Origin of the sequence: Rhodococcus ruber NBRC 15591 (genome assembly GCF_001894945.1) — a bacterium.
Classification (GTDB): domain Bacteria; phylum Actinomycetota; class Actinomycetes; order Mycobacteriales; family Mycobacteriaceae; genus Rhodococcus; species Rhodococcus ruber.
The window spans coordinates 19,085-30,924 of the sequence record NZ_BCXE01000001.1; the positions used below are offsets into that span (position 1 = coordinate 19,085).

General features: G+C 73.3%; 10 protein-coding genes. 6 read left to right on the forward strand and 4 right to left on the reverse strand.

Translation table 11 applies throughout. From position 1 onward, the window contains the following. Window positions 1-9: 9 nt before the first annotated feature. From egtA to RR3_RS00110, 5 genes are all read left to right on the forward strand, one after another. A complete protein-coding gene (gene egtA, locus RR3_RS00090; RefSeq protein WP_017679502.1) occupies window positions 10-1,242 on the forward strand; it encodes an ergothioneine biosynthesis glutamate--cysteine ligase EgtA in 1,233 nt (410 codons plus the stop codon). Further along, a complete protein-coding gene (gene egtB, locus RR3_RS00095; protein WP_010592956.1) occupies window positions 1,239-2,534 on the forward strand; it encodes an ergothioneine biosynthesis protein EgtB in 1,296 nt (431 codons plus the stop codon). Before egtA ends, egtB begins: the two co-directional genes overlap by 4 nt. After that, window positions 2,527-3,273 (forward strand): ergothioneine biosynthesis protein EgtC, encoded by a 747-nt coding sequence (gene egtC / locus RR3_RS00100; RefSeq protein WP_064065646.1) that lies wholly within the window; start codon window positions 2,527-2,529, stop codon window positions 3,271-3,273. The genes egtB and egtC overlap by 8 nt, the downstream gene beginning before the upstream one ends. Then, window positions 3,270-4,226 carry an L-histidine N(alpha)-methyltransferase gene (gene egtD / locus RR3_RS00105; RefSeq protein ID WP_064065645.1) on the forward strand — a complete coding sequence of 319 codons (957 nt, stop codon included), beginning with the start codon at window positions 3,270-3,272 and terminating at the stop codon, window positions 4,224-4,226. The genes egtC and egtD overlap by 4 nt, the downstream gene beginning before the upstream one ends. A gap of 71 nt (window positions 4,227-4,297) precedes the next feature. After that, window positions 4,298-5,494 carry an MFS transporter gene (locus tag RR3_RS00110; RefSeq protein WP_083600053.1) on the forward strand — a complete coding sequence of 399 codons (1,197 nt, stop codon included), beginning with the start codon at window positions 4,298-4,300 and terminating at the stop codon, window positions 5,492-5,494. Window positions 5,495-5,498: 4 nt separating this feature from the next. Here the strand turns inward: RR3_RS00110 and RR3_RS00115 are convergent, their stop codons facing one another. Then, window positions 5,499-6,728, reverse strand: coding sequence for an MFS transporter (locus RR3_RS00115; RefSeq protein ID WP_040274475.1), 1,230 nt, complete (start codon window positions 6,726-6,728; stop codon window positions 5,499-5,501). 54 nt (window positions 6,729-6,782) lie between these two features. On the opposite strand from RR3_RS00115, the gene RR3_RS00120 reads away from it, so the two are divergent. Then, window positions 6,783-7,424 (forward strand): class I SAM-dependent methyltransferase, encoded by a 642-nt coding sequence (locus tag RR3_RS00120; RefSeq protein WP_010592950.1) that lies wholly within the window; start codon window positions 6,783-6,785, stop codon window positions 7,422-7,424. Window positions 7,425-7,533: 109 nt separating this feature from the next. Here RR3_RS00120 and RR3_RS00125 read toward each other — a convergent pair whose 3' ends face one another. From RR3_RS00125 to RR3_RS00135, 3 genes are all read right to left on the reverse strand, one after another. Next, a complete protein-coding gene (locus RR3_RS00125; RefSeq protein ID WP_064065906.1) occupies window positions 7,534-10,095 on the reverse strand; it encodes a LuxR C-terminal-related transcriptional regulator in 2,562 nt (853 codons plus the stop codon). A 232-nt stretch (window positions 10,096-10,327) separates the two neighbouring features. Further along, window positions 10,328-10,981, reverse strand: a complete 654-nt coding sequence (locus RR3_RS00130; protein ID WP_010592947.1) for a hypothetical protein — start codon at window positions 10,979-10,981, stop codon at window positions 10,328-10,330. Between the two features lie 193 nt (window positions 10,982-11,174). Beyond that, complete coding sequence (locus tag RR3_RS00135; RefSeq protein WP_010592946.1) at window positions 11,175-11,804, reverse strand: DUF2461 domain-containing protein; 630 nt, start codon at window positions 11,802-11,804, stop codon at window positions 11,175-11,177. Between the last annotated feature and the right edge of the window lie 36 nt (window positions 11,805-11,840).

Genomic DNA, 11,840 nt, shown 5'->3' on the forward strand with positions numbered 1-11,840 from the left:
GCGGACCGAGTGGTGATCACAGTCGACCCGGCGGTGCCGCGCGCGGACGCCGGCATCGCCTCACGAACCGCCGCCGAGCTGCACGTGCGCCGGGTGAGCTTCCGCTTCGGGCCGCCCCGGCTGATCGGCGTGGAACTGGAATGGCTCACCGCCCGGGCCGACGGCACTCGCGCCCGGCCGGAGTTGCAGGCCATCCTCGAGGCCCTCGGTCCGCACGCCCCCCGGCAGCTGGCTCCCGGCTCCTCGGCGCGGCCGTTGCCGTCGGGCAGCGCCGTGACCCTCGAGCCGGGTGGGCAGGTGGAACTGTCGAGCGTGCCGTGTGTCTCGGCGCGGCAGGTCTGCGATCGTCTCACCGCCGACGCCCGCATGCTGGGTGCGTTGCTGGCGCGCCGGTCGGTGGACCTGGTCGACGCGGCGGCCGACGGGCTGCGCCCACCGCAGCGGCTGCTGCGCACTCCCCGCTACAGCGCGATGGAACTGCGGTTCGATCGGATCGGGCCGCTGGGCCGGCTGATGATGAACAGCACCGCCGCCACCCAGGTGAGCGTCGACGCCGGCGCCGACGACGACGAGCTGGCCCGGCGGTGGCGGGTACTGCACGCCGTCGGACCGGCGCTGGTGGCCGCGTTCGCGTGTTCGCCTTCGCTGCGTGGGGCACCGGACGGGAACTGGGCGTCGCAGCGGATGCGCACCTGGCTGGCGCTGGACGCCGACCGCACCACCCCCGTGCCCGATCCGGCGCGCTACCCGGCGTGGGCGCTGGACGCGCCGCTGCTGTGTGTGCGCGCGACCGGCGGGGACTGGCATGCGCCGCCCGGCGCGTCGTTCGCGGACTGGCTGGGTGGCGACCTGGACGACGAGATCGGGCGCCGGCCCACCGTCGCCGACCTGGACTACCACCTGACCACCCTGTTCCCGCCGGTGCGTCCCGCCGGGCACCTCGAGGTCCGGTACATCGACGCGCAGCCGGGGGCCCTGTGGCAGGTCCCGGTCGCCGCGGTCGAGGCACTGCTCACCTCGCCGGCCGTCATGGACGAGGCCCTGGCCGTCGCCGCCCCCGTCGTGGATCGCTGGCAGGAGGCGGCCGAGTTCGGACTCGCGGATCTCGAGATCCGGGCCGCGGCGGTCGGACTGCTCGCCCTCGCCGCGGAGGCGTCGCCGGACATGCGGTTCACCGCGGCGCTGGACGCGGCGGCGGAGCGGTGCTGCCGCGGTCGCACCCCGGAGGTCCAGGATCGGTGAGCGGTCTGCATGCCCGGCTCGACCGGGATCTCGCGCGGGCGCGGGCGCGGGTGCTCGCGCTGACCGACATCGACGACGCGGAACTCACGGCCCAGCATTCACCGCTGATGAGTCCCCTCGTGTGGGACCTCGCGCACATCGCCAACCAGGAGGAACGCTGGCTGCTCCGGGCGGCCGGCGGTCACGACGGTGTGCGCCCGGACGTCGACGACCTCTACGACGCCTTCCGCCATTCGCGGGCGGACCGGCCCGCGCTGCCGCTGCTCGGGCCGCGGGCGGCCCGCGACTACGCGGCGGAGGTCCGCGCGCACACGGCGGACGTGCTGGCGCGGTGCCGCTTCGACACCGACCTCACCCGCGAGGGTTTCGTGTTCGCGATGAGTGTCCAGCACGAGGTGCAGCACGCGGAGACGATGCTCGCGACACACCAACTGCGGGCGGGGCCCCCGGTCCTCGACGCGCCGCCGGCGCCGCGGCGCGCCGAAGCACCGGCCGCGGCGGAGGTGCTGATCCCGGGCGGGGAGTTCGAGATGGGGACGTCGACGGATCCGTGGGCGTTGGACAACGAGCGGTCCGCACACCGGGTGTACGTGCCGGCCTTCGCGATCGACACCGTGCCGGTCACCAACGGGCGCTATCTCGAGTTCCTCGCCGACGGCGGCTACGCCCGCCGGGAACTGTGGAGCCCGCAGGGGTGGCTGCACCGCGAGCAGGCGGGACTCGAGGCTCCCCAGTTCTGGACCCGCGACGACGCGGGCACGTGGTGGCGCCGCCGGTTCGGGGTGACGGTGCCGCTCGACCCCGACGAGCCCGTCGTGCACGTGTGCTTCCACGAGGCCGAGGCGTTCGCCCGCTGGGCCGGACGCCGGTTGCCCAGCGAGGCCGAGTGGGAGAAGGCCGCCCGCTGGGACCCGCTGACCGGGCAGAGCCGGCGCTACCCGTGGGGCGACGAGGAACCGACCGAGGCCCACGCCAACCTCGGCCAGCGGCACCTCGAGCCGGCCGTCGTCGGGGCGTACCCCGCGGGTGCGTCGCGTCTCGGGGTGCACCAGCTGATCGGGGACGTGTGGGAATGGACGGCGTCCGGATTCGAGCCGTACCCCGGATTCGCGGCCTTCCCGTACCGGGAGTACTCGGAGGTGTTCTTCGGGGGCGACTTCCGGGTGCTGCGCGGCGGCTCCTTCGGCACCGATCCTGCAGCCTGCCGCGGCACCTTCCGCAACTGGGACCTGCCGATCCGGCGGCAGATCTTCGCCGGCTTCCGCTGCGCGCGGGACGTGCCGGATGTGTAGACACCTGGGATACCTCGGGCCGGTCCGCTCGGTCAGTTCCCTGGTGACCGAGGGGCCCCGGTCGCTGGTGCGCCAGTCGTGGGCGCCGAAGGACATGCGCGGTGGCGGCACGATCAACGCCGACGGGTTCGGAGTGGCATGGTGGGGTGCGGACGGCTTCGGCCGCTATCGGAACCCCGCCCCCATCTGGTCCGATCCCTTTGTCACCGAGGGTCTTTCGCATATCAGCGCCGGAGCCGTCATGGCGTCGCTGCGTTCGGCGACGGAAGGTATGCCGGTGGAGCGCTCGGCGTGCGCCCCGTTCACCCGCGACGGCTGGGCGTTCAGCCTCAACGGCGTCGTCCGTGGCTGGCCCGGGTCGCTCGTCTCGCTGGCCGAGCGCCTGCCGGTGGCCGAACTGCTGCGGCTCGAGTCGCCCACCGACGCCGCCGCGCTGTGGCTGCTGTTGTATTCGCGGCTGCGTTCCTCGCGGCCCGAGCAGGCGTTGATGCGGCTCGTGCACGACGTGCTCGACGTCGCCCCGGCTTCGCGGCTGAACCTGTTGCTGGGCAACGGTTCCGGGCTGTGGGCGACGGCCTGGTACCACTCGCTGTGGACCCTCGTCGACGAGGACGTCGCCGTGGTGTCCTCGGAACCGTACGACGACGATCCGCGCTGGCGCCAGGTGCCGGACCGGCACCTGGTCAGCGCCCGACCGGGGCACCTCATCGTGTCCCCCATGGAGGTGGCCGTCTCATGACGGTGGACGTGTACCTGACGCCGGAGCAGCTCGACGAGTCGCTGCGGGCCGACGCGCGCCGCGGGCTGACGGCGTCGCCGAAGTGGCTCTCGCCGACGTGGCTCTACGACGAGCGCGGCGGCGAGCTGTTCGATCAGATCACCCGGCTCCCGGAGTACTATCCCACCCGCACCGAACGGTCTCTGCTGCAACAGCATTCGTCGGAGCTCGCCGACGAGGCGCGGCCCGAGATGCTCGTCGAGCTCGGATCGGGATCCTCGGAGAAGACGGAGATCCTGCTCGACGCGCTGCGACCGTACATCCATACGTACGTACCGCAGGACGTCTCCGAGGTCGCCCTGCAGTCCGCGGTGACCCGGCTCTCCGTCGAATACCCGGACCTGACCGTGCGGGGCGTCGTCGGCGACTTCACCGGGTCGCTCACGCACCTGCCCGGCGGCGGACGCCGCCTGATCGCGTTCCTCGGCGGCACCATCGGCAATCTGGCGCCCACCGAGCGCGCCGCGTTCCTCACCGACCTCGCCGCGGTGCTCGAGCCGGGGGAGTGGCTACTGCTCGGAATCGGCCTCGTCACCGATCCCGACGTGCTCGTGCCGGCCTACGACGACGCCGCCGGGGTCACCGCGGAGTTCGACCGCAACGTGCTGAACGTGCTCAATGCCCGGCTCGGCGCGGACTTCGAACCCGGGAAGTTCCGGCACCTCGCCGTGTGGGACCCGATCAACGAGTGGATCGAGATGCGACTCGAGGCCACCGAGCCCATGACCGTCCGGATTCCCGGCCTCGACCTCGAGATCGCGTTCGAGGCGGGCGAGCAGCTGCGCACCGAGATCTCCGCCAAGTTCCGGCTCGACGGCATGGGCCGCGAACTGACCGAGGCCGGGTTCGTCGTACGGCGCGAGTGGATTGATCCCGACGGCCGGTTCGCGCTGATCGGCGCGAGCCGCAGCTGACCCGCGCGGTCCCGGCCGCCGACGCGACGCCGGTTGGACAGCGCGGTCCCGGCCGCGCGAGGCTGGCAGACGTGACGTCCCCCCGACCCGTGCTGACCACCCCCGTCCTGCTGTTGATGGCGGCGGCCACCGGCCTGTGCGTGGGCGGCAACTACTTCAACCAGCCCCTGCTCGACTCGATCGCCGTCGCCCTGGGCACCTCCCACTCCGCCGCCGCGGCCACCGTCACCGTCGCCCAGGTCTCCTACGGCCTCGGGCTGCTGTTCCTGGTGCCGCTCGGCGACATGTTCGACAAGCGCCGCCTCACGGTGGGGCTCATGCTCGCCGCCGCGGCCGGCCAGGCGCTGAGCGGTTTCGCCCCGACCATCGCGGTGCTGGCCGTCGGCACGGCGATCGCCGGGCTGTTCTCGGTCGCCGCGCAGGTGCTGGTGCCGTTCGCCGCCACCCTGGCCGAACCGGAGCGCAGCGGGCAGGCCGTCGGGACGGTGATGAGCGGCCTGGTGCTCGGCATCCTGCTCGCCCGCAGCGTCGCCGGGCTGCTCGCCGGTCTCGGCGGGTGGGCCACCGTCTACCGGGTGAGCGCCGCCGTGATGGTCCTCGTCGCGCTGGCCCTGTGGCGAGCGCTGCCGACGTCGCGCCCCGCCGAGCGCATCGGCTACGGGACCACCCTGCGTTCGCTCGGCACCCTCGTGCGCACCCAGCCGCGGCTGCGGACCCGGTCGCTGCTCGGCGCCCTGTCGTTCGCATCCGTCAGCGCCCTGTTCTCCACGATGGCGTTCCTGCTGTCCGGCGAACCCTACGGATTCGACGAGGTGCAGATCGGGCTGGTGGGCCTGGCCGGGGTCGCCGGCGCGGTGATGGCCAACCTCACCGGCCGTCTCGCCGACCGTGGCCTCGCGCAGCTCGCCTCCGGCGCCGGCGCGGCAGTGCTCGTCGTGTCCTGGGCCGCGCTGGCGGCCGGAGCCCACTCGCTGGCGTGGTTCCTGGTCGGGATGGTCGCGGTCGACCTGGCACTGCAGGCCGTCCACATCAGCAACCAGAGCATCGTCTACGCGCTGGCGCCCGCGGCCCGCTCCCGCATCAACGCGGTGTACATGACGACGTACTTCATCGGTGCCGCGGCCGGTTCGGCGCTCGGCGCGCTCGCGTGGACGAGCGCCGGCTGGACCGGGGTGTGCCTGTTCGGTGTCGCGGCGGCCGCCGCGACCGCCCTGGTGTGGCTTGCGGATCTGCGGGTGGCGCGACGAGCGGTCGCGGTGCCGGCCTGACCCGCTAGCGGAGGGCGGGCTGCGCGGCGGACCGTCGCGCGAGGACCGGAAGGATCACCAGCGACACCGCCGCACCGGTCAGCGCCAGCGCCGGGAACCCCGCCGCCGCGACGACCAGACCCGAACCCAGACCGCCGCCCGCCCCCGCCAGCGCGACGAACAGGTCCGCGGTGCCCTGCGTGGCCGCGCGGGACTCGAGCGGCACCGCATCGGTGACGAGCGCGGTGCCGCTTACCAGACCCAGGCTCCACCCGAAACCGAGCAGGCCCAGCGCGAACGCGAGGGCGGGCACCGAATGCGGCGGGGCCAGCGCCGCCGACACCCCGGAGGCCAGCAGGACGAGTCCCGCGGCGGCCGCGACCCGGTAGGGCCCGACCCGGTCCACGAGCATCCCCGCGATCGGGGACGGCAGGAACATCGCCGCGACGTGGATCGCGATGACCACGCCCGTCGCCCCGACGTCGTGCCCGTGGTCGCGCATGTGGATCGGCGTCATCGTCATCACCGCCACCATCACGAGCTGTGTCACGATCATCACCACCACCCCGGCGGTCACCGCGGGCGACCACTGCCGGGCCACGGCCGGCCGCTCGCCGTCCGGCGCCGGCTCCGCGGCCGCCGCGCGGCTGCGGGCGAGCAGGAGCGGATCCGGACGCAGCAGGACCCACAGGACGACCGCGGCGAGCCCGTAGGCGACGCCGGAGAGCACGAACGGCCCGGACAGCCGGGGAATGCCCCAGGATTCGGCGGCGTCGCCCATGACGGCGGTCAGGTTCGGGCCGACCACCGCCCCGAGCGTCGTCGCCACCAGCACCGTGCTCACCGCGCGCCCCCGGCGCTCCGGAGCGGCCAGGTCGGCGCCGGCGTAGCGCGCCTGCAGGCTCGTCGCGGTGCCCGCTCCGTAGACGAACAGGGCCGCGAACAGCAGCACCGCGGTGTCGAGCGCCGCGGCGGCCACCACACCCGCGCTGCCGAGCGCGCCGGCGGCGTACCCGAACGTCAGCCCGCCACGGCGCCCGGCGCGCTGCGAGATCCGCCCCACGGCGACGGCCGCCGCCGCCGACCCGATCGTGAACAGGGCGCTGGGCACCCCGGCGAGACTCGTGCTGCCCAGCATGTCTTGCGCGAGGAGCGCGCCGACGGTCACGCCGGCCGCCAGGCCCGCGCCGCTGAGAATCTGCGCGGCCACCAGTACGGTCAGGACGCGGCGCTGTTCCGGGATCGGTTCGGTCACAGCCGGGACGGTACGCCGGTACCGTCGGCGGTGACACTTCGGTGAGGAGACACAGTGACCGATTCGGAGCAGGTCGAGAACGAGAACGCCCGCGTCTCGCGGATCTTCGACGAGATGTCGAAGAACTACGACCGCGGCATGAGCCTGGTCGAGCGGTTGATACTCGGCCCCGCCCGGCACTGGGCGGCCGCGCAGGCTCGCGGCCGCGTCGTCGAACTCGCCGTCGGCACGGGCCTCAACCTGCCGCTCTACGGACCCGAGGTCGAACACGTCGTCGGCGTCGACATCTCGCCGAGGATGCTCGACCTCGCCCGGACGAAGGCCGCCGCCGACCCGCGCGTCGAACTGCGCGAGGGCGACGTGCAGGCCCTCGACCTGCCCGACGCGAGCGCGGACACCGTGCTCTCGACCTTCACGTTCTGCACCGTGCCCGACCCGGCCCGCGCCGCGGCCCAGGCGTACCGCGTGCTCGTCCCCGGGGGCAGGATCGTGCTCGCCGAGCACGGGCCGTCGACGAACCGGGTGCTGCGTGCCCTGCAGCGGGGCATCGAGCCGCTCAGCATCCGCTTCGGCGCCGACCACCTGCTCCGCGACCCGGCGCCCTATCTCACCGAGGCCGGGTTCGTCGTCGACGACGTGCACCGCACCGGGCGGATGGGCATCGTGTTCCGGGTGCTCGCCCACAAGCCGGCCTGACCTTCCCCGGAGCCGAGCGCCTGTGCCGTTGCGTCGGTCCGAGCGGGTGAGCGATACCTCCGCTCGGGTCGGGCGGGCGGCGGCGAGACCTACCGCCCGTGGGGCGGGTCTAGAGATCGCTGGTGACGGGCAGCAGCCGCAGCTCGCGCGCGCGGGTGATCGCCTCGACCCGTGTGTGAACCCCGAGCTTGCGATAGATGCTGCGCAGCTGCGTCTTGACCGTGTTCGGAGAGACGAACAGGAGGCGGGCGATCTCGCTCTGCGGGCATCCCTCGGCCAGTAGCGCGAGCACCTCCCTCTCCCGCGGGGACAGCTCGACCCGTGCGACCTCGTCCGGGAACACCGCCCCGACGGGACCGCCGGGCACCGCAATTCCGCTGCGCTCTTCGAGTTCGCGCCGGTGCCGGTCCGGCACGGTGGTGAACGCGCGCCGATTGCCCAGCGTCTGCCCGAGGGCGCAGGCGCGCTCCCAGCACACGGCCGCGGCCCCCGGATTACCCAGGTCGAGCTGGGCGGCGGCCTCGAGCAGCAGCGCCTCGAGGTGGGCCCGCGGGAAGCCGCAGTCCGGCCAGGACACCCGCGCGAGCTTCTTGACGGCCCGGCCGGGATTCCCGCCGAGCAGATCCACCCGAGCGTCCGGCACGACGAGGATCGGGTGGTGCCGGGGCTCGAGATCTGCCACGGCGCGCGCCAGGTTGCCGTTGCCGAGAGCCAGGTGCAGGTCGATCTCCGTCGCGGTGAGCAGCGTTCGGGAGAACGCGCCGTCGCCGTGCCGATGGGCGTGGCCGGCGACGGTGTGGTGCAACCACGTCAGACCCGCGTACGCCTCGACGGTGAGCAGCGCGTGCTGGGCGTGGGCGTAGGCGACGAATCCCCACAGCTCCTCCCGGTCGCTGGGCGCGCCGAGCAGGTCGATCATCGCCTCGGCCGCGTCGACGTCGAGGGCGTCGAGATGGGTCAGGGCAGTGGCGACCCGGCCGCCGACCTTGACGAGTTCGCCGAAGAGCCCGTCGGACGGTTCCGCCGTCGCCTCCCGGGCGAGCCACCGGCGGGCACGCGGCACGTCGCCGACCAGTGCCCAGTTCAGCGCCGAACTGCCGGCGGCGTTCTGGACGATGTACGGGGTGCCCGCGGCGACGCCGCCCCGGTAGGCCGATTCGAACTGCCGGTTGGATTCGGCGAGATCCGCGGCGAGCTGGAAGGTGATCGCCCACTGGACGCGCAGCAGCGGCAACTGCGGGGTGATGTTGTCCGGCTGGTGCGCGAGCATGCTCTGCACCAGGGGTTCGAGCCGCCGCGTGCACGCGGCACCCCGGACGTAGTCGCCGGCGACCCGCAGCGCGAGCGACTGCACGGTCGCCAGGTGCAGGACGTTCGCGGCGTCCGGCCCGGCGCCGAGTGCGTGCAGTTCGTCGGGCTCGCCGGGGAGCGAGGCCCGCAGGATGGGATGGTCGGCGAGCATCTGCACGAACAGTGCCCGCCCGGCGAGCACGGCCGGGTAGTCCTGCAGAAAGTCCTCGGGAATCGTCCGCAGCACGAGAATGAGTTCCTCGAGATGCTCGGCGACCATCTGGCCCCAGCTGCGTTCGACGATGCCCGCGGCCATCGCCCAGTTGCGGGCCTCGGCCGCATACGTCGCGGCCGGCGCCGGCCGGCCCGCGTCCCGATGGCGGCGCGCGAGCGCGGTCATCAGCTCGTCGACCCGCCCGGGTTCCTCCTGCCGGGCCTGGTCGAGCACCGCGAGCCGCAGGGCCGACGGCCACGCCCACGTCCGGGTCTCGGCTGCCTCGTCGACGACGAGCAGGCCCCGCGCTTCGAGCCGGTCGAGAAGTCCGGCCGCGTCCGACCGGCCGGTGAGCTCGGCGGCGAGTTCCGCGTCGAGAGCACGGGCGGCGACCACGCGCAGCGCGAACGCGCGCTCCTCGGCGGTCAGCGTGTCGAGCAGAACCGATGCGGACCCGGCGATGGCGACGGCCAGTTCGGGCGACGGCCGGCCCTCCTGGTCGACCGGTGCGCCCCGGTGCAGCCGCGCGACGTTCAGCGCACCCGAGATCAACTGCGGCAACCCGCCCAGCGCGCGGCAGAGGTCGCCGTACTCGTCGGCCGCGAGCTCCACCCCGGCGGCGCGGAAGAACTCCGCGGTCTCGCGCGGCGTGAACCGCAGATCGTGGGCGGAGACGAACGTGCAGTCCACGCCGGCCGTGGCTACGGCCGCCGATGCGGCGCTGCCCCGTACGCAGACGGCGACGTCGACGGACGGGCAGCGGTCGAGCAGGTGCCGGATCGCCGGCAGCAGGTCGTCGAGCGCGGTGGCGGGGAGCCCGTCCAGGACGAGCAGGGACGGCGCCGGGCGGGATCGGAGGACCTCGGCGAGCTGTTCGGCCGGGTCACCGGGCGCGACGTGTTCGCCCAGCACCGTGCAGACGTCGGACCAGATGCGGTCCGGTGCCGCGTCGTCCGCCACCGGCACCCACGCGATGTCGCGTTCGGGTGCGCCGCCCCGGTGCAGCCACGTGGCCAGGAGCGTGCTCTTGCCGAATCCGCCCGGTGCGTGGACCACCGTGAGCGCGGACCCGCGGTCGAGCATGTCGAACAGGCGGGCGCGGGGCACGGCGGTGGCCAGCGTCCGCCACGTCGGTACCCCGGTACGGACGGCGCCGGGGACACTCACGGCAACTCCTCTCGCTCGGTCTGTCGACGCACGCCGGCATGTGCGGTCTCCACCGTTGTCCCCGGTGTCCCCGACAGACCCCTCGGCACGGGCAGACTACCCGGTCTCTTCCGGGCCGAGGAGAGGGATGTCCGGTTTGCGTAGTCCGACCAGGCGTTACAGACGACGAGGGGAGGTTGTCGACTGCGGCACCGGACGGTGCCGCGACAACCTCCCCTGGGGGCGAGAGCTCCTACCTCGTCGCGCTGAGCCGCGCCTTCTCCAGGGCGGCCAGGGTGCGCAGGATGGTGGCCTTCTGCTTCTCGAGGTCGCCGCGGCGGGCGCGGGCGGCGAGGCCGGACTGCTCGGCGACGAGCGCGAGCTGCGCATCGATCGCGGAGAGCTGATCGAGCAGCGCGAGGGCGCGGTTCTGGATCTCGTCGACGTCGACGCCGCCGGTGCGTACCGGCGCCGGTTCGGCGGCGCGCTGCGACGGGCGCACCGAGGGCGTGCGCGGGGTGGCGGGCCGGCGCACGGTCTCGGCGACGACGGCGGCGGCGCGGGGGCGCAGGGCCTTGCGCACGAGGGCGGGATCGGGTTGCTCGGCGAGCCGGATGTCGTTGAGGACGCGGCGCGAGTCGCGGGCGGCCTTGCGGTGCTCGTACTCCTCCTCGTCGTCCGACTGCAGTGTGCCGCCGATGGGGCGCAGACCGTACATGCCGACGAACTTGCGGGCCTCGTCGATGATGGATTCGTGCGTGCGGCAAGTGCCGCAACGGGGTTCGTTACGGAACGGCTCGACGGACTCGGTGTCGCCGCACCAGACGCAGGCTCCGGGTTTCCACCGTCGGACGGTCTCGAGTTTCGCGTTTTCGGTGGGGGCCTCGAGGGTTCGCGCGTCGATCACGAGGAGCCACCTTAAGTGAAGACCGGTGGGGTCCGCTCGGGCGGGTCCGGCGCGACCTGCGACTGAAGGTGTCGGCGTGACGAAGATCATGCCGACGGCAGGTGTACGGGCGGCAAACTCTTGTGCCACAGCACTTTCCGTACCGATCGGTACGGCACGCAAACCCTCGGATCGTCCGCGATGCGAACGCTTTTCAGGTGGCGGTGGCGGCGGTCAGCCACTCCACGAGGGGCCGGACGTCGCGCCAGGCGGAGCGCACCTCGTCGAGGGTGCGCGGGGTGTCGATCCACTCGGGCGAGGGGTGTGCCCGCGCGGCGGTGAGGGACTTGTGCCGCAGCAGGTCGAGTCGGGGGTGGTCCTCGGCGACACCGCGCGGACGGGTCTTCAGCCGTTCGCCACCGATCTCGTACCCGGCCCGGTGCAGCCGCCGGACGAGCGGTTCGAGTCGCGGTCCGCGGCGCGAATCGTCCACGGCGGCACGGTATGCGGCGACCTGGTCGGACGAGCCCCGGTAGAAGCCGCCGGCGACCCGCAGCCCGGCCGCGTCGATCTGCACGTAGAAGCCGACGCCGGGCCCGGTCTGCACGAAGCCGCCCTGATGGGTCTTGTACGGCGACTTGTCCGTGCTGAAGCGCACGTCGCGGTGCGGGCGGAACGCCTTGCCCGCTCCGAACTCCGGTTCGAGCTCCGCGAGCAGCGCAAGCATCGGGCCGCGCACGCAGTCGTCGTAGACGGCCTTGTGCGCGGCCCAGAACGGCTTGCTGTTGTCCGCCTCGAGATCCTCGTAGAAGTCGAGGGCGGCAACGGGGAAGCCGGTGAACATGCCGGGTGTCCTTTCGGTCCGGTGACGGTCCGAAAG